The sequence below is a fragment of the Kitasatospora sp. NPDC098652 genome, assembly GCF_044760155.1.
Classification (GTDB): domain Bacteria; phylum Actinomycetota; class Actinomycetes; order Streptomycetales; family Streptomycetaceae; genus Kitasatospora.
Genome location: NZ_JBIWAQ010000033.1, coordinates 45258 through 65512 on the forward strand (window position 1 = coordinate 45258; position 20255 = coordinate 65512).

Consider the following 20255-nt stretch of genomic DNA (forward strand, 5'->3'; position numbering starts at 1 on the left):
GAGCCCGGAAGGGCCCCGGGAAGGCCCGGATCGGGCATTCCCGTGCCGGGGGACCGCCGGCGGTCGGCGGCGGTCAAACCCGCTCGTACGAGTGGTCCAATCGGGCAGGTGATGGGTGAAGATACGTTTCTCCATTCACCCGTACGTGGGACGGTGGTCGTACTGGTGGCGCGGGTGGCGTAGCGGCCCGCCACTTTCTGCCACCATCTGTGAGCGCCCGGTAACGCGGCGCTATGCAGCTGCGCGGCTCCGGCCGCCCGCCGCAGTCCTGTCCCCTCCGTCGAGGAGTCGTCCGCCGTGGGCCCTCACCCCGCCGTCGCCGCGATACGCCTGGCCGTTCGCCGTACGCTCACCGACCTCGCCGCCGAGGCCGGTACCACCTTCACCGCGCCCGTGCGCGAACCCCGTGAGCGCCCTGCCGGGGCGCCGCTGGTCGGTGCCGCCGTCGGCACCACCCTGATCGGCAACGCCGCCCGCCACCCCTCCGGGCTGCCGCGCACCCCGGCCGCCCCCGGCTCGCCGCTGGTCCTGGTCGCTGTCAGTGGCGGCGCGGACTCGATGGCGCTGGCCATCGCCGCCGCCTTCGAGGCCCCCAAGATCGGCCTGCGGGTCGGCGCCGTCACCGTCGACCACGGCCTCCAGGACGGCTCCGCCGACCGCGCCGCCCAGGTTGCCGAGCGCCTGCGCTCGTTGGGCCTGGACCCGGTCGAGGCCGTCCCGGTGCGGGTCGGCCGGGCCGGCGGCCCCGAGGCCGCCGCCCGGGACGCCCGCTACGCCGCCCTGGACGAGGCCGCCGAGCGCCACGGCGCGATCGCGGTGCTGCTCGGCCACACCCGGGACGACCAGGCCGAGACCGTGCTGCTGGGCCTGGCCCGCGGCTCCGGCTCCCGCTCGCTGGCCGGGATGCCGGCCCAGAAGGGCCGCTACCGCCGCCCGCTGCTGGAGCTGGACCGGGCGGCCACCCGACAGGCCTGCTCCGCCCAGGCGATCCCGGTCTGGGACGACCCGCACAACTGTGATCCCGCCTACACCCGCTCCCGGGTCCGCCACGAGGTGCTGCCGGTGCTGGAGAAGCACCTGGGCGGCGGCGTGGTCGAGGCGCTGGCCCGCACCGCCCGGCTGTTCCGGGACGACGCCGACGCCCTCGACCAGTGGGCCTCGCTGGCCGAGCGCGACCTCCGTACGGGCGAGGGCACCCTGGACGCCGTGAAACTGGCCGAACTGCCGTCAGCCGTCCGGCGCCGGGTGCTGCGGCGGGCGGCGCTGCGGGCGGGCTGCCCGGCCGGGGACCTCTTCGCCCGGCACCTGGAGACGGTGGACCTGCTGGTCACCGGATGGCGCGGCCAGGGGCCGCTGCACCTACCCGGGGGCGTCGAGGCCACCCGTAGGTGTGGCACGCTGGTCTTTCGGCGGCAGGGCGACTGAGGGCGAGGCACGTCCCGGGGGAGCCGGCCGCCGGCCACACAGACCCCGAACGTTTGAGGACGTATCCCCGGTGGACCAGAACGACATGGGCGCTGACCTCGCGAAGGTGCTCATCAGCAAGGACGAGATCGACGCCAAGCTCCAGGAGCTGGCCGAGCGGATCGACCGGGACTACGCAGGCAAGGACCTGCTGATCGTCGGTGTCCTCAAGGGGGCCGTCATGGTGATGGCCGACCTGGCCCGGGCCCTGCACTCGCAGGTCACGATGGACTGGATGGCCGTCTCCTCCTACGGCATGGGGACCAAGTCCTCCGGTGTGGTGCGCATCCTTAAGGACCTGGACACCGACATCGCCGGTCGGGACGTCCTGATCGTCGAGGACATCATCGACTCCGGTCTGACGCTGTCCTGGCTGCTGGGCAACCTGGGCTCGCGCGGCCCGGCCTCGCTGGAGGTCTGCACCCTGCTGCGCAAGCCGGACGCGGCCAAGGTCGAGATCGACGTGAAGTACGTCGGTTTCGACATCCCCAACGAGTTCGTGGTCGGCTACGGCCTGGACTACGCGGAGAAGCTGCGTAACCTCCCCTTCATCGGGACCCTCGCCCCGCACGTTTACGGCGGCTGAGGGCTCCGTTCGGGCTATGGGCGGGAACAGAGGGTTGTTCCCGCCCGTTGGACCGGGGGACAAAGAAGCTAAGCCGTGTCGCCGTGCTCCCGCCATGGGTGGGTCGGACTGCGGTACGGTCCAATAAACCGCTCTTCACATGAGCATCGATTCGGATTGCGCCGCGGCCCAAAGCCTCCCGGCGCCGCTGAGTGGCAGGAGGGACGGGGCGGCAACGCCCCGCATGGATGGACGTCAAGCGATACTTCCGTGCGCCGATCATGTGGATCGTGCTGGCCGTCCTCGCCGTCATCGTACTGATGCAGGTCGTTTCGGACTCGAACGGCTACAAGACGGTGGACACCGGGCAGGTCGTCGCAGCGATCGATGCGCACAACGTCAAGTCGGCGCAGATCACCACCGGTGACTCGAACACGATCAAGATCCAGTTGAAGGACGGCGCCACGCTGTCCAACGCCGGCACGGGCAAGGTCCCGTCCGGCAACAAGTTCCAGGCCTCGTACATCGGCGACCAGGGTGTCGCCCTGGCCGACAAGCTGCAGGCCCAGATCAACGACAAGGACCCGAGCACCCTCGCCGAGGGCTACACGGTCAGTCCCGAGAAGCAGAGCACCTTCGTCAGCCTGCTGCTGTCGATGCTGCCGATCGTGATCATCGTCCTGGTCTTCCTGTTCCTGATGAACCAGATGCAGGGCGGCGGCTCGCGCGTCATGCAGTTCGGCAAGTCCAAGGCCAAGCTGCTCACCAAGGACACCCCGAAGACCACCTTCGCGGACGTCGCCGGTGCCGACGAGGCGGTCGAGGAACTCCACGAGATCAAGGAGTTCCTCCAGGAGCCGGCCAAGTTCCAGGCCGTCGGCGCCAAGATCCCCAAGGGTGTGCTGCTCTACGGCCCGCCCGGGACCGGCAAGACCCTGCTGGCGCGTGCCGTCGCGGGCGAGGCCGGGGTGCCGTTCTACTCGATCTCCGGCTCCGACTTCGTCGAGATGTTCGTGGGTGTCGGCGCCAGCCGCGTCCGCGACCTCTTCGAGCAGGCCAAGGCGAACGCCCCGGCGATCATCTTCGTCGACGAGATCGACGCCGTCGGCCGGCACCGCGGTGCGGGCCTCGGCGGTGGCCACGACGAGCGCGAGCAGACCCTCAACCAGCTGCTGGTCGAGATGGACGGCTTCGACGTCAAGGGCGGCGTGATCCTGATCGCGGCGACCAACCGCCCCGACATCCTGGACCCGGCGCTGCTGCGCCCGGGCCGCTTCGACCGCCAGATCGCGGTCGAGCGCCCCGACCTCCAGGGCCGTCTGGACATCCTCAAGGTGCACCAGAAGGGCAAGCCGATCGCGCCCGACGTCGACATGTCGGCCGTCGCCAAGCGCACCCCCGGCTTCACCGGCGCCGACCTCTCGAACGTGCTCAACGAGGCTGCGCTGCTGACCGCCCGCTCGGACAAGAAGCTGATCGACAACGGCATCCTGGACGAGGCGATCGACCGCGTCGTGGCCGGTCCGCAGAAGCGCACGCGGATCATGTCCGACAAGGAGAAGAAGATCACCGCGTACCACGAGGGCGGTCACGCCCTGGTCGCGGCGGCCTGCCAGTACAGCGACCCGGTGCACAAGATCACCATCCTGTCCCGCGGTCGGGCCCTCGGCTACACCATGGTGCTGCCGGAGGAGGACAAGTACTCCACCACCCGCAACGAGATGCTCGACCAGCTGGCCTACATGCTGGGCGGGCGCGCGGCGGAGGAACTGGTCTTCCACGACCCGACCACCGGCGCCTCGAACGACATCGAGAAGGCCACCGCCACGGCGCGGGCCATGGTCACCCAGTACGGCATGACCGAGCGCCTGGGCGCGATCAAGTTCGGCAACGACAACTCGGAGCCCTTCCTGGGCCGCGAGATGGGCCACCAGCGCGACTACTCGGAAGAGGTCGCCGGGCTGGTCGACGAAGAGGTCAAGAAGCTCATCGAGAGCGCGCACAACGAGGCCTGGGAGATCCTGGTCGAGAACCGTGACGTGCTCGACAACCTGGTCCTGGAACTCCTGGAGAAGGAGACCCTGAACAAGGAGCAGATCGCCGAGATCTTCGCCCCGATCGTCAAGCGCCCGGCCCGGCCGGCCTGGACGGGCTCCGCCCGCCGCACGCCGTCCACCCGGCCGCCGGTGCAGTCGCCGAAGGAGCTGGCGCTCACCAACGGCGCCGCCGCCTCCGACACCGCTCCGGTCGACGTCGTGAAGCTCCCGCCGCTGCCGGCGGCCGAGCCGCCGACCGAGGGCTGAGCCGGACTCCGGTCGGAATGGATGCCGCGTCACCAGGGTTTGTACCCTGGAGGCGCGGCATCCGTGCTGTTCAGCCACAGTCTTCCCACGAGTAAGCGAGGCCCGCATGATCGACCCGGTGACGCTCGACGGTCCGCCCGCCGTCGGTGTTTTCGACCAGAAGCGGGCCGAGAACGCGATCCGCGAGCTGCTGCTCGCCGTGGGGGAGGACCCCGACCGCGAGGGCCTGCTGGAGACTCCGGCCCGGGTCGCGCGGGCCTACAAGGAGATATTCGCGGGCCTGTGGCAGGAGCCCGAGGACGTCCTGACCACCACCTTCGACCTCGGCCACGACGAGATGGTGCTGGTCAAGGACATCGAGCTGACCTCGGTCTGCGAGCACCACCTGGTGCCGTTCCGCGGCGTCGCGCACGTCGGGTACATCCCGTCCGCCAGCGGCAAGATCACCGGGCTGTCCAAGCTGGCCCGGCTGGTCGACGTCTACGCCCGCCGGCCCCAGGTGCAGGAGCGGCTGACCAGCCAGGTGGCCGACGCGCTGATGCGGATCCTGGAGCCGCGCGGGGCGATCGTGGTGGTCGAGTGCGAGCACATGTGCATGTCGATGCGCGGGATCCGCAAGCCCGGCGCCAAGACCATCACCTCCTGCGTGCGCGGCCAGCTGCGCGACCCGGCCACCCGGGCCGAGGCGATGAGCCTCATCATCGGCCGCTAGTCGGCGAAGGGCTCCGGCTCAGGGCGCCGGCTCAGGGCTCAGACGCAGGGCTCAGACTCAGGGCACCTCGTGCTCCGCGTGCGGCGGAGCCGGGGTGCCCAGTGCGTTGCGGCGCTCCGGCATCCGCAGCGTGACCATCCGGCGCCAGCCGAAGGCCCGGTCGTACAGGTAGAGGGCGTGCACCCCGAGGGTGACCACGGCCAGCTGCCAGCGGGGCCAGCGCAGGATCCGCGCCATCCGGGCGGTGACGGCGAGGCCGACGTCCCGGTGGGTGCGGATCTCGCCGCGGGCGCAGGTCTCCAGGGTGTGCCGGACGTACGGCCCGTGGCCCTCGGCGACCAGCCGCAGCAGCTCCTCGTGGCAGTAGGCGAGGTGGTCGTCCTCGTCGGCGGAGATCATCCGCATCGCCCGGCCGAGCTCGGGGTTGTCCCCGTACACCTTGACCAGCTGGCGCATCTGCTCGGAGGCGCGCTGCTCGGTGACCCGGCTGTGCGCGAGGTAGGTGATGATCTCGCGCTCGGTCAGCGGGGTGTCGCCGCGCAGCCGCTCGTGGGACAGGCCGACGCCCTGGCGCTCCAGCAGCATGCAGTAGTCGGCCTCGTCCGGGACGGGCACCTTGGGCAGTCCGCGCTTGTTCAGCAGCTGGGTGAAGATCCGGCCGTGCTTGCGCTCGTCCGCGCCGTGCCGGGCGATCTTCGGGGCGAGCACCGGGTCCGGGGTGAGGGCGGTGATCCGCTCGTTCTCCCAGCCGCCCTGGTCCTCGCCGCCGGCCGCGATGCTGCAGAACAGCTGGTAGGCCTGGTCGTTCCGGTAGATCTCGTTGAAGAGCGATCTGGTGCTCAGCACGGCGCCTCCTGCGCGGATCCGGGGCGGCGCCCGCCGGTGGTCGGGCGGGCGGCCGCGATACGTCCCCCCGGACCGCCGGTCGGACGGCCCGACCGGCGGGTAATCACCCGCACGCCTCAGCCCAGGTGGGAGCCCAGCCACTCCAGCGAGGCGGGCAGCTCCCTCGTCCAGCTGTCGAAGTTGTGGCCGCCGTCGTCCAGGTACAGCGACTCCACCTTGAACTGCGGATTGGCCGCCGCGACCTGGGTGGCCTGGTCGACGAACTGGACGGTCTGCGGGTAGTCCGACTCCTTTCGGGTGGAGACCACCAGCAGGTTGAGCGGCGGGGCCGGGAGGTTCTGCAGCCGCCAGCCGAGGTCGTGCTGCTGGGTCAGGGCCTTGTCGCCGTTGAAGAGGTCGCCGCCGGTGTACTGGTCCTGGCGCACCGAGAAGTCGCCGTGCAGGCCCGCGGCGCTGCCGTAGACGTTCGGGAAGCGCATCGACAGCCGCATCGCGCAGCTGCCGCCGGTGGAGTAGCCGAACAGGCCCCAGGAGGCGGCGGAGCGGCCGAGCCGGTAGGCGCTCTGCAGGGCCCCGGGCACGTCCTTGACGAACCAGGTCTCGCTGCGCGGTCCGCCGGGGACGTCCACGCACTCGGTGTCCCGGGCCGGGACCACCGACGGGCGGGCCAGCACCAGCACGGTCGGCGGCATCTTGCCGGAGCGCTGCAGCTCCACCGCGGACTGCACCAGCGGCAGCTCCTTGAGCAGGTTCAGGGTGGTGCCCGGGAAGCCGGACAGGGCCAGCAGGACGGGGAAGCGGACCAGGGCGAACTTCGGGTCGAAGTACTCGGGCGGCAGGTAGACGAACATCTGGTCGGAGAAACCGGTCTCCTTGCCGTTGACCCGGACCGACTCGATCTTCCCGACCTCCTCCGGCGGGCCCTTGGGGAGGTTGGGGGCGCTCTCCATGCCGCCCTCGTTGGTCGGCTGGACCAGCTGGTCGGAGACCGGGGTGCCGCCCTTGTGGTTCTCGTTGCTGGTCAGCGCGAGCTTGGCGCCGCCGGGGTTGAGCAGGTCGTCCCAGGAGGTGTAGAAGCCGAAGGAGTTGTTCACCGACAGCGCCAGCACCGCCAGGATCGAGACCTGAACGACGGTCAGCAGCCCGATCCTGCCGAGCACCGGGAGCGGGCGCTGCCGGGCCAGCCGGGGCCAGATCCACAAGGTGGTGACCAGGGCCGCGGCCCCGAGTGCGAGCAGCGCGTTCACCAGCACGTCGCTGGTCAGTTCCATGCCGTCGGCCTTCCGGTGGGACACTGTCGATGCAGGCTTCATCGTCTGGCGGGCCGTCAGGCCGGGCCACCGCAGCTAGGCTGTCCGGACGTCCCGGCACGGTCGGGAGGGTGGGGGGAGGTCCGGGGCAACCGGCGCCCTAGAATGCGGCGTCCACCGTACGTACGAGGTACCGGGCGGTCGTGCCCCGCCACGCGGCGGCGGACCCACGGCTCCCACCCCCGGCTCAACCCGCAGCGCGCCCACGGCACCGGATTACCGTCCGTTTCCGGATCCTTGGTATGCGCATTGCCCGATGAAGGAATACGCATGAAGGTCCATCACACGTGCTCCCCCGGAGTGGACGGACACCGCACCGCAGCCTCTACGCTGAGCTTCCATGAGCGTTCCCGTGTCCGTTGAGCCGAGCCCCGAGCAGCCGCCGCGCCGTCCGCGCGGCCTGCAGACGCTGCGCAACCAGGCTGCTGCCGTCCCGAGGGCCTGGCTCCCCGGTGCCGTCGGCTACGCCTGTCTGCTGATCGGGCTGGTGGACATCGCCAGCGCGGTGTTCCCCAAGCTCCGGCACACCAAGATGCACACCTTCGCCGGGCAGCTGCCGGGCGGCACCACCAGCCTGGCCGCGGTCGGCACGCTGATGGTCGGCATCCTGCTGGTGCCGCTGGCGCACGCGCTGCGCCGGCGCAAGCGGCGGGCCTGGCGGGCGGTCTGCGTGCTGCTGCCGGTCAGCGCCGCGCTGCACATCGTGCGCTGGCACCAGATCGGCCCGGCGGTCGTCTCGCTGCTGGTCCTCGCCGTGATGCTGGTGCACCAGCGCGAGTTCTACGCCAAGGCCGACCCGCGCACCCGCTGGGGCGCGGTGGTCAACCTGGTGGTCATGGGCGTCCTCAGCGTGCTGCTCGGCCTGCTGATCGTGAGCACCCGCACCAAGTACGAGGTCGGGCACCCGGCCCTGGTGGAACGGCTGCAGCACGTCGGGTACGGGCTGTTCGGTTTCGAGGGCCCGGTCCGCTACAACAACGCGCGGATGTCCGACCTGGTCGCCTACCTGCTCGGCGGCCTCGGCCTGCTGACCGCCTTCACCACCGCCTACCTGGCGCTGCGCCCGGGCAAGCCCAAGCCGGAGCTCACCGCCGAGGACGAGGAGAAGGTCCGCGAGCTGCTCAAGCGGCACGGCGAGCGCGACTCGCTCGGCTACTTCGCGCTGCGCCGCGACAAGAGCGTGCTGTTCTCGCCCACCGGCAAGGCCGCGATCTCCTACCGGGTGGTCTCCGGCGTGATGCTCGCCTCCGGCGACCCGGTCGGTGACGTCGAGGCCTGGCCGGGCGCGATCAAGGTGTTCATGGCCGAGGCCCGCGAGCACGCCTGGGTGCCGGCCGTGATGGGCTGCAGCGAGGTCGGCGGCGAGGTCTGGACCCGCGAGGCGGGCCTGGACGCGCTGGAGCTGGGCGACGAGGCGATCGTCGACACCGCCACCTTCTCGCTCTCCGGCCGGGCCATGCGCAACGTCCGCCAGATGGTCAAGCGGATCGAGCGCAACGGCTACTCCTGCAAGGTGCGCAGGGTCTCCGACCTCACCGCCGAGGAGAAGTACCGGATCGCCGACGCCGCCGCCCGCTGGCGCGGCACCGACACCGAGCGCGGCTTCTCGATGGCCCTGGGCCGCTTCGGCGACCCGCTGGACGACGACTGCGTGGTGGTCACCGCCCACAAGGCCCCCGAGGAGGGCGAGAGCGGCGACGACCTCAAGGCCGTGCTGCACTTCGTGCCCTGGGGGCCGGACGGCATCTCGCTGGAGCTGATGCGCCGCGACCGCGCCGCCGACCCGGGCCTGAACGAACTGCTGATCGTCGCCGCCCTCCAGGAGGTGGGCGCCCTGGGCATCCGCCGGGTGTCGCTCAACTTCGCGATGTTCCGCTCCGCGCTCGCCCGCGGCGAGCGGATCGGCGCCGGCCCGGTGCTGCGCGCCTGGCGCGGACTGCTGGTGTTCCTGTCGCGCTGGTTCCAGATCGAGTCGCTGTACAAGTTCAACGCCAAGTTCCAGCCCGAGTGGGAGCCGCGCTTCCTGGTCTTCCCGAACACCCGGGACCTGCCGCGGATCGGCTTCGCCGCGATGCAGGCGGAGGCCTTCATCACCCTCGGGATGCCGCGCTTCGGCCGCAAGCGCCAGCGCGAGGGCCTGATGCCCGTCCCGTCGACCCGCGAGGTCGGCGAGGCGGCCTGAGGCAGCTCGCACCCTTCGGGGCCCCCGCCGGGAATCACCGGCGGGGGCCCCGTTCGATAATGGGGGCATGAGCGAGCGCAGCGAGCGGGTCATCGTCAGGCGCGCGTGGGCGAATGCCCTCGCCGAGCGGAGCGGGGCGGGCGCATGAGCGATTCGCCGTCCTTCTCGTTGCCGGCCGGACTGCCGCGGCTCGACCGCTGCGCCGTGATGGGCGTGGTCAACGTCACGCCCGACTCCTTCTCGGACGGCGGGCTCTGGTTCGACGCCGCCAAGGCGATCGCGCACGGGCTGGCCCTGCGGGCCCGCGGCGCGGACCTGGTGGACGTCGGCGGCGAGTCCACCCGGCCCGGCACCCAGCGGGTGCCCGAGGACGAGGAGCTGCGCCGGGTGCTGCCGGTGGTGCGCGAGCTGGCCGCCGCCGGGGTGGTGGTGTCGGTCGACACCATGCGGGCCTCGGTCGCCGAGCGGGCCGTGGAGGCCGGCGCCGCGATCGTCAACGACGTCTCCGGCGGGCTCGCCGACCCGGCGATGGCCCGGGTGGTCGCCGAGACCGGCGCGCCCTTCGTGGTCATGCACTGGCGCGGGCAGTCCGCCGACATGGACCGGCTGGCCGTCTACCAGGACGTCGTGCGGGACGTGGTCGGGGAACTGACCGGGCGGATGGACGCGCTGCTGGCCGCCGGGGTCAAGGAGGACCAGCTGATCCTCGACCCGGGGCTGGGCTTCGCCAAGACCACCGAGCACAACTGGGCGCTGCTCGGGAGGCTGGACGCCCTGACCGCGCTCGGCCGTCCCGTCCTCGTCGCGGCTTCACGCAAGCGGTTCCTGGGTACGCTGCTCGCCGACCCGGAAACCGGGGAACTGCGCCCGGCCCGCCGGCGGGACGACGCGACCGCCGCGGTGTCGGTGCTGTCGGCCCAGGCCGGGGCCTGGGCGGTCCGGGTGCACGACGTGTCCGGTACGGCGGACGCCGTCCGCGTGGTCGCGGCCTGGCAGCGCGCGGCGCGGCTGGGGTGAGGGAGGGTCTGTGACAGGTGACGGCAGGTTGAGCGGCGGGACGGCCGGGAAGGCCCGGGAGGTGGACCTGGAGGCGGTGCTCGCGGCGAACCGGGCGTTCTACGAGGCGCTGGAGCGGGGGGACGTCGAGGCGGTCGAGGAGGCCTGGCTGGGGCCCGAGCACGCCGACGACAAGGGCGGCGTGGTCTGCGTCCACCCCGGCTGGCCGGTGCTGCGCGGGCGGGCCCAGGTGACCCGCTCGTACATGCTGATCATGATGAACACGGAGTACATCCAGTTCTTCCTGACCGATGTCGAGGCCGAGGTGCACGGGGATGTGGCCCTTGTCACGTGCACCGAGAACATCCTCTCCGGCGGTGAGGCCGAGGAGGAGGGGGAACTCGGACCGCTGGTCGGCGGAAAGGTCGTGTCGAGCAATCTGTTCCGTCGTACCCCGGCCGGGTGGAAGCTCTGGTCGCACCACGGTTCACCCGTTCTGACCAGCGGTGACGAGGACGACGAGGACTGATTCCGGGAGCTGCGGGAATTCGGCGCCGGGTGGTCGCCGGGGAATTTCCGGGTGGTCACCGAACGTTCACGTCAATCGCCATTTCGGTGCGCGTGGCGACGGTTCGTGCCGGGTAGGACGGTCAGGCGTTGTCCGCGCTCGCGGGTAGATTCGAAACGGAGTGGCGGGCGTGATGCCCGTCTTCGCCCTGCCCTTCCATGCCTTCCTCCGGGCGGGGCCCGTCCGACTGGGAGCAGTGATTCGTTTGCTGGACCGCGTCACCCTGCGGGGGCTGCGAGCCCGGGGCCACCACGGCGTCTTCGAGCGCGAGCGCGTCGAGGGCCAGACCTTCGTGGTCGATCTCGTGCTGTACCTGGACACCCGCCCCGCCGCGTCCGGAGACGACCTCACCCGCACGGCGCACTACGGCATCGTGGCCGAGGAGGTCACCGCGATCATCGCCGGCGAACCCGTCGACCTGATCGAGACCCTGGCACAGCGGATCGCCGACCAGTGCCTCAAGCACGACGCGGTCGAGGAGGTCGAGGTCACCGTGCACAAGCCGGACGCCCCGATCACCGTGCCGTTCGACGACGTGACCGTGACCATCCACCGGGGCCGCGCATGACCCCCACCGCGCGCCTGGTTTCCGATGCAGAGGGATTTCTTCGATGAACAGCAGTGACCCGACCGCCGAGCCGAACGCGTTCGACCTGGAGAGCCGGGTGGACTCCGCCGACACCACGCTGCACAGCCAGCGGTGTGCGGTGATCGCGCTCGGCAGCAACCTGGGCAACCGGCTGGACACCCTCCAGGGTGCCGTCGACGCGCTCGCGGACACCCCCGGGCTGAGGATCAAGGCCGTTTCGGCGATCTACGAGACCGAGGCCGTCGGCGGCCCGGAGGAACAGCCCAACTACTACAACGCGGTCGTGGTGCTGCGCACCTCGCTGCCGCCGCGGGACCTGCTGGAGCGCGGCAACGCGATCGAGGACGCCTTCGGACGGGTCCGGGAGGTCCGCTGGGGGCCCCGCACCCTGGACGTCGACATCCTGGCCTACGAGGGCGTGGTGAGCGAGGACCCGCAGCTGCTGCTGCCGCACCCGCGTTCGCACGAGCGGGCCTTCGTGCTCGCCCCCTGGCTGGACGCCCAGCCCGAGGCCGAGGTGCCGGGGCACGGGCTGGTCGGTGCGCTGCTGGAGGCGCTCGGCGGCCCGGACGCGCAGGGCGTGAAGCGCCGCGACGACATCCGGCTGACGCTGCCGGAGTAGCACCGAGCAGGACCCGGCCCCTGCGGCCGGGTCGGCCGGGGCCGCCGGATCGGTCGGGGCCGCCGGGTCGGTCGGATCGGTCGGATCGGTCGGATCGGCCGGGAACTCGGCGGCCGGGCCCGGCCGTACGAGTAGATGTCCGTCCGTCCGGTCCCGGTACGGTGGCCTGACGCCGCCGCACCGGGCCACCGGGCGGGCGGTCGGCTCCGCCAACCCCGGGAAGGACCACCTCCGAGTGAAGCTGCTTCGCCTCCGTCTGCTGATCGGCATCACCGCCGCGACGACGGCGCTGTCCTGGGCCGGCTCCAAGCTGTGGGCGTCCCTGGACACGCTGCCGGCCGTGCCGGCGGCGGCCCCGGCGGTGCTGGCGGCGGTGGCGGTGATCCTGCTGGCGACCGCGCTCTCGCTGCGGTCCCGGTTGAAGGCGGTGCGCGAGCGGCAGCCCGGCGCGAAGGGGGTCGACCCGCTGCTGGCGGCCCGGGCGGTGGTGCTCGGCCAGGCCAGCGCGCTGGTCTCCGCGGTGGTCACCGGCATCTACGCCGGGGCCGGGATCTACCTGCTCGGTGAACTGGACGTGTCGGCGCGCAAGGACCAGGCGGTGACGGCCGGGCTCGCGGTGCTGGCGGGCGCCGCGGTGATCGCGGCGGCGCTCTGGCTGCAGCACGTGTGCAAGCTGCCGGAGGACCACGACGACCCGGCCGGTCCGGCGGCCTCGCACCGCTGACGGATCGGCCGGATCCGGTCGGACGGCGCTGAGCAGGCCTTTTTTCGTGATCTTGAGTGAAAAGCCGGGCACGTGCGGTAAAAAATGCCCACTGTCAAGGGCGGAAGGGGACCCTGGGCTGACACGGCCCCAATTCGCACGCTAGTTTCTTGGCATGTCTCGCGGACGCCACCGTCATTCCTCCGTCCTCGGCCGGGTCTTTCCCCCCACCGCCGCCGGCGTACTGCTGGTCGCCGCACTGGCCGCTCTGGTCTTCAGTCAGGACACCGTCCTGGTGCGCTCGGTGGGTGTCGCCGCACTGATCGCCACGCTCGGCTTCGCGGTGCTGCTGCGTCAGCGCGACAAGGCGGCCCGGGCGGCCGCCGAGATGTCCGCGGCGCAGCGGCTGCGGGCCGAGGAGCGCTTCGAGGAGCAGCTCGCCGAGGCCGAGTACGCGGCCGAGGTCGCCGAGGAGCGGGCCACCCGCTTCGGTCGGCGGCTGACGGCGGAGAAGTCGCGGCTGGCGAAGGCCGAGACCGAGATCGCCCGGTTGCTCCGGGAGCGGGCCGTGGCGGTCGCCGAGCAGGCGCTCAAGGAGGCCGAGGCGGCCCAGCGGGCGCTCGCCGCGAGCCGCCCCAAGTACCCGGCCAGCCCGGCCGCGTTCGTGCGCGCCGCGTCGGTGCTGCGGCTGCTGGAGCGGCGCGCCGCCGAGCAGGAGGCCAAGCGGGAGCGCACGGCGGGCGCGGAGGTCGCGCTGCGGGCGCGGACGGCCCCGGCCGCTCCGGCTGGTCCGTCCTCTCAGGCCGCTCGGACTTCTCAGGCCCAGCAGGCCGCTCCGGCCCAGCAGTCCGCTCTGGCCCGTCCGGCCGTGGCGGCCGCTCCGGTGCCGGGTGCGGTGTCGGTGCCCGCCCCGGTGGCGCCCTCGGTGCCGACCCCGGCGCAGGCGCCGGCCGGGCGGACCCCGGTGCGGCCCACGCCGCTGCGCCCGGCGTTGACCGCGACGGTCGGTCAGCTGGGCGGCGGGGCGCCGGGTGCCCCGGCCGTGGTGCCGGCGCCGGCGGAGCGGCAGCGGCCGCGTCCGGCGCAGTCCGGCCAGGCGCGCGGGCAGGGGTTCAGCTTCTTCGGGCGCGGCCAGGGCACGGCGGCCCGGGCGGCCGTTCCGGCGCCGGCGGTGGGCAGCGTCGCCGAGCTGGGGGAGCGGACGGACCTGGCGGACGTGGTGGGCGACGAGGCGGTCGCCGCGAAGGCGAAGGCCGAGGCCCAGGAGGCCCAGGAGGCCCGGGCTGCCGCGGCGGAGGTTGCGGCCGAGCACCCGGAGCACCCGGAGCAGCCGGTGCGCGCCGGGGACGCCGAGCCGGACGGGGCGACCGTGGTGGACCTGACGCCCGAGGACGAGACCGAGCTGATCGAGCTCCCGGAGCTGCGCGCCTCGCGCTGAGCGGCCCGCCGTCGCCCGAGGACACCGACGCCCGAGGGCACCGACGCCGAGGGGCGGGAAGTCGACCGACTTCCCGCCCCTCGGCGTTGCCGCTCCTGCTGCGTCAGATCTGGACGCCGAAGTCCTGGGCGATGCCGGCCAGGCCGGAGGCGTAGCCCTGGCCGACCGCGCGGAACTTCCACTCGCCGTTGTTGCGGTAGAGCTCGCCGAAGATCATCGCGGTCTCGGTGGCGGCGTCCTCGGAGAGGTCGTACCGGGCGATCTCGGCGCCGCCGGCCGCGTTCACCACGCGGATGTAGGCGTTCCGGACCTGGCCGAAGTTCTGGCCGCGGGCGGTGCCGTCGTAGATGGTGACCGGGAAGGTGATCTTGGCGGCCTCGGCGGGCAGCCCGGCCAGGTTGACGTTGATCGACTCGTCGTCGCCCGCGCCCTCGCCGGTCCGGTTGTCACCGGTGTGCACGACGGTGTTGTCCGGCGTGCTGGTGTTGTTGAAGAAGACGAAGTGCGCGTTGGACAGCACCTTGCCGTCCGCGTTCAGGACGATCGCGCTGGCGTCGAGGTCGAATTCGGCGCCGGTGGTGGTGCGGGTGTCCCAGCCCAGGCCGATGCTGACCGCGGACAGGCCGGGGGCCTCCTTGGTCAGCGAGACGTTGCCACCCTTGGAGAGGCTCACTGGCATGGCGATTGCAGTCCCTTCGTTCGCTTTTCCCGGGACAACGCGGTACTCGGGCACCTTGGTTCCGGGGAACCCGTGAATTCTTCGTGGGGTGTCAATGCCAGGCAAAGGGTGGGCAAAGCCTTGGCAGGGTCGGTCCGGTCCGGCGTCAGACCCGGGGGAACCGGCCCTGCAGCGTCCAGATGTTCGGGTTGTCGGCCAGGTCGGGGTGCATGTCGAAGAGGTCGGCGAGGGTGTCCTGAAGGAAGTCGCGGGCCTCGCGCCGCAGCTCGCTGTGCCGGACCACGGCCGCGGGCTCGTCCCGCAGCCAGGTCGCGGTGATCTCGACCCAGTTGAACCGGCGGGCGAAGCGCAGCAGCTCGGTGTTCTGGGTGAAGTCGAGGTCGGCGGTCTGCACCCGGGCGGCCCGGGAGCCGTCCGGGTCGCGGTCGAGCTCCTCGACGATGTCGCACAGCGCCCAGGCGAAGTCCAGCACCGGGACCCAGCCCCAGCGGGTGGAGAGCTCGGCGCCCTCGGCGTCCAGGTAGACGTCGCCGCAGAACAGGTCGTACCGCAGCGCGCGCACGGGGGCGGTGCGGTAGTCGGTCTGCGGGGGGTCGGGGAAGCGGTTGGAGAGGGAGTAGCCGAGCTCGATCACACAGGCCATTGTCGGGGGTGCGGGCGGGTGCGGGTGACCGCCCCGGGGGCGAGCGGGCGAGTCACTGATAACCGGGTGACCTCGCGGGGGTCGCGCGGGATGATGGGCGCATGTCCGAGCCCATCCGCGTACGGGGGTCGGTGGTCGTCCCCGACGCCGAGCTCGTCTGGCGCTTCTCGCGTTCCTCCGGCCCCGGCGGCCAGCACGTCAACACCTCCGACTCCAAGGCGGAGCTGCGCTTCGACCTGGTCGCCTCGAAGGCGCTGCCCGAGGTGTGGCGCACGCGTGCCCTGGAGCGGCTGGCGCACCGTCTGGTGGACGGCCGGGTGCTGGTGATCCAGGCTTCGGAGTTCCGCTCGCAGTGGCGCAACCGGGAGGCGGCCGCGGTGCGGCTGGGGGTGGTGCTGAGCGAGGCGTGCGCGCCGCCGCCGAAGGCCCGCCGGGCGACCAGGCCCAGCCGGGGGATGGTGGAGCGGCGGCTGGAGAACAAGCGGCACCGTTCCGAGCTCAAGCAGGGTCGGCGGTCGCCGCGCGGCGAGTAGTGGCGAGGGGTGCGGCCGGCCGGGTGGTGCCGCCCGCCGAACCGTTTCAGCCCAGCGTGCGGTAGCCGCCGCGGAAGTAGAGCAGCGGGCGGCCGCCGGGGTTGGGGACCACGGCTTCCAGTACGCGGCCGATCAGCAGGATGTGGTCGCCCGCGGGTATCCGCTGTTCGGTGCGGCACTCGACGGTGGCCAGCGCGCCCTCGATCAGCGGGGCCCCGGTGCGGGCGCCGCGGTGGTGCGGGGTCTCCGCGAACAGCAGCCGGTCGCTGAGCCGGCCCTTCATGGCGAAGCGGGAGCCGAGCGCCTTCTGTCCCTCGCTGAGCACCGAGACCGCCCAGGTGTCGTTCCGGGAGAGCACCTCGTCCATCCGGGAGTCCTCGCGGACCGAGACCAGCACCAGCGGCGGGTCCAGGGACACCGAGAGGAAGGACGTGGCGGTCATGCCGGCGTCCTCGCCGTCGTCCTCGTCGTGGACGGTCACCAGGCTCACACCGGCGGTGAGCTGGGAGAGGGCTGCCCGGAACTCGTCGGGCGTGGCGTGGGGGGCAGCTTCGGGCTGCGGGGACGGATACACGTACCGCACGGTAGTCGTCGCTCCCGGGTGACGGCATCGGGCCGTGGTCGTAGGACCACGGCCGGGGCGCGCGCTCCGCCGCGGGCCGGGGTCACTCCCAGGGGTGAAGCGCGGGTACCGCCGGGTGCAGTCCGCTTCAGCCCGGGGCCGATGCGGTCGACCACCAGAAATGTTCCGATAGCGGTTTATGTCCCGCTATGGGGCGGATGAACTGATTAACGGTGCATTAGTGTCGTGTGATTTAAGTCACAAGTGGTGGCCTATTGCTGACCGAGCGTGCCGAACGCTGTGCTCCCTGTGATTCAGTTCTTCTGGCAATCGGACGATAACCAATCAAGAACTATCCGAAGCAGCCGGGGAGCCCCCGCATGGAAGCCGAGTCGGAGCCGTACGTCCGTCTCGCGACCCTCCGCACCTTGCACCGGGTCGTGGCGGACCTCAACGCTGCCCGCAGCCTGGCGGGCACGCTGCAGGCCGTCGTCGAGGGCGCGGTGCACGGACTCGGCTTCGACGCCGCCGCGGTCAGCCTGGTCCGGCCGGACGGCGACCTGGTGGTGGCGGCCGTCTGGGAGCTGGAGGAGAGCCCGATGGGCGGGCCCTCGGTGCTGCTCGGCCAGGTCGGCTCGCGGGAGTCCTGGGACCGGCTGCTCGGGGTCAGCGACCACTGGGGCACCCTGCGCTTCCTGCCGTACGACCGCGGCTGGGCCGTCGCCAGCGACATCCCGCGCTGGATCGGGGACGGCCCGCTGCCCGTCTACGCCAACGACTGGCACCCCGCCGACGGACTGCTCGCCCCGATGTACAGCGCGGGCGGGGACCTGCTCGGCGTGCTCTCGGTGGACCGCCCGCGCAGCGGCAAGCGGCCCGGTGCGTGGACCCGCGAGGCCCTGGAGATGTTCTCGCTGCAGGCCTCCATCGCGATCGGCAACGCCCGGCTGCGGGCCGAGATGCAGCGCGCGCTGGCCCGGCTGGAGAAGGAGCAGCAGGCCCTGCGGGCCAGCGAGGAGAGCTTCCGGCAGGCCTTCGAGTACGCGCCCAGCGGGATGGCCATCACCGAACTCCACGGCGCCGGGCGCGGCCAGCTGACCAGGGTCAACGACGCGCTCTGTCGACTGCTCGGCCGCCCCCGCGCGGTGCTGCGCCAGCAGAGCTTCGCCGACCTCGTGCACCCCGAGGACCGGGCCCTGTTGGAACGCACCAGCGCCGAGAGCGGCCGGGCGGAACTGAGGCTGTCCCGGCGGGACGGCGGCTACCAGTGGGTCTGCCTGCGCAACTCGATCGTGGCGGACGCGGCCGAGGGCCCGAGTTTCCTGCTCACCCACGTCGAGGACATCGAGGACCGCAAGCGCCACGAACTCCAACTCGCCCACCGGGCCAGCCACGACGCGCTCACCGGCCTGCCCAACGGCGCCGAGCTCAAGGCCCGGCTGGCCCGCCGGCTCTGCGCCGAGCCGCAGCCGGTCGGCGCCGCCCCCGCGCTGACCGCCGAGGTCGGCTACCCGCAGCCGTACGCCTACCCGGCCGACAGCTACAGCGCGCACGCGGCGTACGAGGCACTGGAGGGCGTGGACCCGTACCCGGGACCGGTGCACGGGTACGGCGCGCTGGAGGGCGGGCCGCCGCCCGGGCTCGGCGCGGGGTACGGGGAGCACGTGCACGCCGTGGTGCCGGCCGAGTACGGGCCCGGCGGCGAGGCCTGGTCCGTGCCGTTCCGCTCCGGCTCGGCGGCGCCGGTCGAGAAGGGGCTCGCGGTGCTCTTCTGCGACCTGGACGGCTTCAAATCGATCAACGACCGGTTCGGCCACAACGCGGGCGACTCGGTGCTGGTCGAGGTCGCCCGGCGGCTGAGCGCGGCGGTCCGGGACGGCGACACGGTGGCCCGGCTGGGCGGCGACGAGTTCGTGGTGCTGGCCGACGGCATCGGCCGCGAGGAGGCCAAGGACCTGGCCCACCGGCTGCGCAACGCGATCATCCCGCCGATGCGGATCGACGGCCGGGCGATGCGGGTCGGGGTGAGCCTCGGGGTGGGCTGGGCCGGCTGCGGGATGAGCATCGAGGAGGTGCTGCACACCGCGGACGAGCGGATGTACGACGAGAAGCGGGCCCGGGGCGGGGCGGTGCGGGGCGCGCGCGGCGAGCGCTCGCACCGGCGCGCGGGCTGAGGACGGGGCTCGCGGCGGCCGTTCCGGGGCCGGCGGGAGGGGTCGGGCGCCGGGCGCCCGGGAACGCGCAGGTTACCCACGGGTTGTCAAGGGTTCTTTTCCTGCTGTCACGTACGGCAGGTAGGGTGCCCGGTACGACAGCGTCCATGATCTGCGCCGCCCGCGCGCGGCGCACACCGGATGGGGGAGCAGACCACCGTGACGACCGCCGGCGACAACGGATTGCCCGAGGGCCAGGGGGGCGGTGCCCCGCAGGACGACGACCCGTTCGGCTACCTCTACCGCCCGGCCGACGGCTCCACCGGACAGCCGGCCGAGCCGCAGCAGGGGGTTCCCCGGACGCCGTACAGCCGCCCGATGGAGGTCGGCCGGGCGCAGTACGGCGCGCCGCGCGCCCAGCAGCCGCCGTACGGCCAGCCCGGTCCGGCCCAGCCGCCGTACGGCCAGCCGGGCATGCCCCCGCAGGGCCAGTACGGCCAGCCCGGTGTGCCGCCGCAGGCCGAGTACGGCGCGCCCGCCCAGCAGGCCCGCTACGCCGAGCACTCCCGGCCGCAGCCGGGGGACGAGCGGCCGAGCAGCGGTCGGAGCAAGGGCGCCGTGATCGGCGCGGTCGCCGTGGTCGCGGCGATCGCGATCGGTGCCGGGATCGCGCTCTCCACCGGTGACCCGGACGCTGACAAGACCGCCAAGGGCGGCACCACCAGCGCCGCCCCGCCCGCGCCCAGCGGCGTCGCGACGCCGAGCGGGGGGACCGGCTCGGCCTCGCCCTCGGCGAGCGCCACGGTCTCGGCCGGCCCGGCGACCGTGGACGCCGGCCAGTTGCAGGGGCAGAACGCGCCGTCCGGAAACACCGTCAAGGGTGCCAAGTCCGCGGACGGCAGCTACCTGACGCTCCAGCAGGGCGGTTCGGTCACCTGGAACGGCCAGATCGCCGCGGCCGGCACGTACAAGCTCACCGTGCACTACAACAACGCCGGCGGGGACGTGAAGGGCGCGGCCTCGGTCAACGGCAAGGACTGGCCGAACGGGCTGACGTACCGGAACTACTCGCCCGGCAAGGACCCGGCGTCGTCCTGGTACACCACCTGGATACTGCCGCAGTTCCAGGCGGGGGCGAACTCGGTCAGCTTCACGGTGCCCTCCGGGCCGATCCTGATCGACCAGATCACCGTCGAGCCGAGCAGCTGAGGCCCGGCCGAGAACGCGGACGGCCGCCCTTCCCCACCGGGGGGAGGGCGGCCGTCGCCGTTGTTCAGGCCGACCTGACGGTGGGGAAGCGGTCGCCGCCGACGGCCCAGCGGCCGCGGCGCATCACGGCGACCAGGTCGTAGCTGTCGGAGTCGAGCACGACCAGGTCGGCGAGCTT

The 20255-nt window shown here is 72.4% G+C and carries 19 protein-coding genes; 14 read left to right on the forward strand and 5 right to left on the reverse strand.

What is annotated here, in order from left to right:
* The first annotated feature begins 297 nt into the window (after positions 1 to 297).
* The 4 genes from tilS (at position 298) to folE (ending at position 5044) form a co-directional block, all read left to right on the forward strand.
* The gene (gene tilS, locus ACIQWA_RS37965; RefSeq protein ID WP_360241509.1) at positions 298 to 1425 is read left to right on the forward strand and encodes a tRNA lysidine(34) synthetase TilS; all 1128 of its coding nucleotides are present in this window, start codon (positions 298 to 300) and stop codon (positions 1423 to 1425) included.
* Between the two features lie 70 nt (positions 1426 to 1495).
* Positions 1496 to 2050 (forward strand): hypoxanthine phosphoribosyltransferase, encoded by a 555-nt coding sequence (hpt, locus tag ACIQWA_RS37970; protein ID WP_045692298.1) that lies wholly within the window; start codon positions 1496 to 1498, stop codon positions 2048 to 2050.
* A 227-nt stretch (positions 2051 to 2277) separates the two neighbouring features.
* A complete protein-coding gene (ftsH, locus tag ACIQWA_RS37975; RefSeq protein WP_402490934.1) occupies positions 2278 to 4332 on the forward strand; it encodes an ATP-dependent zinc metalloprotease FtsH in 2055 nt (684 codons plus the stop codon).
* Positions 4333 to 4438: 106 nt separating this feature from the next.
* On the forward strand, positions 4439 to 5044 hold the full coding sequence (folE, locus tag ACIQWA_RS37980; RefSeq protein ID WP_360241502.1) for a GTP cyclohydrolase I FolE: 606 nt from the start codon (positions 4439 to 4441) through the stop codon (positions 5042 to 5044).
* Between the two features lie 57 nt (positions 5045 to 5101).
* Here the strand turns inward: folE and ACIQWA_RS37985 are convergent, their stop codons facing one another.
* The gene (locus tag ACIQWA_RS37985) at positions 5102 to 5890 is read right to left on the reverse strand and encodes a ferritin-like domain-containing protein (protein WP_402490937.1); all 789 of its coding nucleotides are present in this window, start codon (positions 5888 to 5890) and stop codon (positions 5102 to 5104) included.
* Positions 5891 to 6006: 116 nt separating this feature from the next.
* Positions 6007 to 7161: an alpha/beta hydrolase-fold protein gene (locus tag ACIQWA_RS37990; RefSeq protein WP_360241496.1), complete on the reverse strand. Its 1155-nt coding sequence runs from the start codon at positions 7159 to 7161 to the stop codon at positions 6007 to 6009.
* A 379-nt stretch (positions 7162 to 7540) separates the two neighbouring features.
* Here ACIQWA_RS37990 and ACIQWA_RS37995 point away from each other — a divergent pair, with 379 nt between their 5' ends.
* The 7 genes from ACIQWA_RS37995 to ACIQWA_RS38025 all read left to right on the forward strand — a co-directional run bounded on the left by ACIQWA_RS37995 (position 7541) and on the right by ACIQWA_RS38025 (position 14298).
* Entirely contained in the window at positions 7541 to 9382 is a 1842-nt protein-coding gene (locus tag ACIQWA_RS37995) for a phosphatidylglycerol lysyltransferase domain-containing protein (protein ID WP_402490940.1), read from the forward strand.
* Between the two features lie 144 nt (positions 9383 to 9526).
* A complete protein-coding gene (gene folP / locus ACIQWA_RS38000; protein WP_402490942.1) occupies positions 9527 to 10399 on the forward strand; it encodes a dihydropteroate synthase in 873 nt (290 codons plus the stop codon).
* A 10-nt stretch (positions 10400 to 10409) separates the two neighbouring features.
* Complete coding sequence (locus ACIQWA_RS38005) at positions 10410 to 10907, forward strand: nuclear transport factor 2 family protein (protein WP_350509220.1); 498 nt, start codon at positions 10410 to 10412, stop codon at positions 10905 to 10907.
* Positions 10908 to 11154: 247 nt separating this feature from the next.
* A complete protein-coding gene (gene folB / locus ACIQWA_RS38010) occupies positions 11155 to 11514 on the forward strand; it encodes a dihydroneopterin aldolase (RefSeq protein WP_030288941.1) in 360 nt (119 codons plus the stop codon).
* 43 nt (positions 11515 to 11557) lie between these two features.
* Complete coding sequence (gene folK, locus ACIQWA_RS38015; protein ID WP_402490944.1) at positions 11558 to 12157, forward strand: 2-amino-4-hydroxy-6-hydroxymethyldihydropteridine diphosphokinase; 600 nt, start codon at positions 11558 to 11560, stop codon at positions 12155 to 12157.
* 235 nt (positions 12158 to 12392) lie between these two features.
* The gene (locus ACIQWA_RS38020) at positions 12393 to 12881 is read left to right on the forward strand and encodes a DUF3180 domain-containing protein (protein ID WP_360241484.1); all 489 of its coding nucleotides are present in this window, start codon (positions 12393 to 12395) and stop codon (positions 12879 to 12881) included.
* Between the two features lie 154 nt (positions 12882 to 13035).
* Positions 13036 to 14298, forward strand: coding sequence for a hypothetical protein (locus ACIQWA_RS38025; protein WP_402490947.1), 1263 nt, complete (start codon positions 13036 to 13038; stop codon positions 14296 to 14298).
* 103 nt (positions 14299 to 14401) lie between these two features.
* Here the strand turns inward: ACIQWA_RS38025 and ACIQWA_RS38030 are convergent, their stop codons facing one another.
* The gene (locus ACIQWA_RS38030) at positions 14402 to 14977 is read right to left on the reverse strand and encodes a TerD family protein (protein ID WP_350509216.1); all 576 of its coding nucleotides are present in this window, start codon (positions 14975 to 14977) and stop codon (positions 14402 to 14404) included.
* A gap of 145 nt (positions 14978 to 15122) precedes the next feature.
* Positions 15123 to 15620 carry a hypothetical protein gene (locus ACIQWA_RS38035; RefSeq protein WP_402490950.1) on the reverse strand — a complete coding sequence of 166 codons (498 nt, stop codon included), beginning with the start codon at positions 15618 to 15620 and terminating at the stop codon, positions 15123 to 15125.
* Positions 15621 to 15721: 101 nt separating this feature from the next.
* Between ACIQWA_RS38035 and arfB the strand changes: the two genes are divergently transcribed.
* Complete coding sequence (arfB, locus tag ACIQWA_RS38040; protein ID WP_360241472.1) at positions 15722 to 16153, forward strand: alternative ribosome rescue aminoacyl-tRNA hydrolase ArfB; 432 nt, start codon at positions 15722 to 15724, stop codon at positions 16151 to 16153.
* Between the two features lie 46 nt (positions 16154 to 16199).
* On the opposite strand, the gene ACIQWA_RS38045 is transcribed toward arfB, so the two are convergent.
* A complete protein-coding gene (locus ACIQWA_RS38045) occupies positions 16200 to 16736 on the reverse strand; it encodes a flavin reductase family protein (protein WP_402490954.1) in 537 nt (178 codons plus the stop codon).
* Between the two features lie 359 nt (positions 16737 to 17095).
* Between ACIQWA_RS38045 and ACIQWA_RS38050 the strand changes: the two genes are divergently transcribed.
* Together ACIQWA_RS38050 and ACIQWA_RS38055 are read left to right on the forward strand one after the other, a co-directional pair.
* Positions 17096 to 18889 carry a diguanylate cyclase domain-containing protein gene (locus tag ACIQWA_RS38050; RefSeq protein WP_402490957.1) on the forward strand — a complete coding sequence of 598 codons (1794 nt, stop codon included), beginning with the start codon at positions 17096 to 17098 and terminating at the stop codon, positions 18887 to 18889.
* Between the two features lie 198 nt (positions 18890 to 19087).
* Complete coding sequence (locus ACIQWA_RS38055; RefSeq protein WP_402490959.1) at positions 19088 to 20077, forward strand: hypothetical protein; 990 nt, start codon at positions 19088 to 19090, stop codon at positions 20075 to 20077.
* Positions 20078 to 20255: the final 178 nt, after the last annotated feature.

What these genes read in the sequence shown, in the direction of transcription:
- ACIQWA_RS38030 (WP_350509216.1), bottom strand. Translation starts at nt 14,977, where the DNA reads ATGCCAGTGAGCCTCTCCAAGGGTGGCAACGTCTCGCTGACCAAGGAG.
- ACIQWA_RS38035 (WP_402490950.1), bottom strand. Translation starts at nt 15,620, where the DNA reads ATGGCCTGTGTGATCGAGCTCGGCTACTCCCTCTCCAACCGCTTCCCC.
- arfB (WP_360241472.1), top strand. Translation starts at nt 15,722, where the DNA reads ATGTCCGAGCCCATCCGCGTACGGGGGTCGGTGGTCGTCCCCGACGCC.
- folE (WP_360241502.1), top strand. Translation starts at nt 4,439, where the DNA reads ATGATCGACCCGGTGACGCTCGACGGTCCGCCCGCCGTCGGTGTTTTC.
- ACIQWA_RS38025 (WP_402490947.1), top strand. Translation starts at nt 13,036, where the DNA reads ATGTCTCGCGGACGCCACCGTCATTCCTCCGTCCTCGGCCGGGTCTTT.
- folK (WP_402490944.1), top strand. Translation starts at nt 11,558, where the DNA reads ATGAACAGCAGTGACCCGACCGCCGAGCCGAACGCGTTCGACCTGGAG.
- ftsH (WP_402490934.1), top strand. Translation starts at nt 2,278, where the DNA reads ATGGACGTCAAGCGATACTTCCGTGCGCCGATCATGTGGATCGTGCTG.
- ACIQWA_RS37995 (WP_402490940.1), top strand. Translation starts at nt 7,541, where the DNA reads ATGAGCGTTCCCGTGTCCGTTGAGCCGAGCCCCGAGCAGCCGCCGCGC.
- folP (WP_402490942.1), top strand. Translation starts at nt 9,527, where the DNA reads ATGAGCGATTCGCCGTCCTTCTCGTTGCCGGCCGGACTGCCGCGGCTC.
- ACIQWA_RS38050 (WP_402490957.1), top strand. Translation starts at nt 17,096, where the DNA reads ATGGAAGCCGAGTCGGAGCCGTACGTCCGTCTCGCGACCCTCCGCACC.
- ACIQWA_RS37990 (WP_360241496.1), bottom strand. Translation starts at nt 7,161, where the DNA reads ATGGAACTGACCAGCGACGTGCTGGTGAACGCGCTGCTCGCACTCGGG.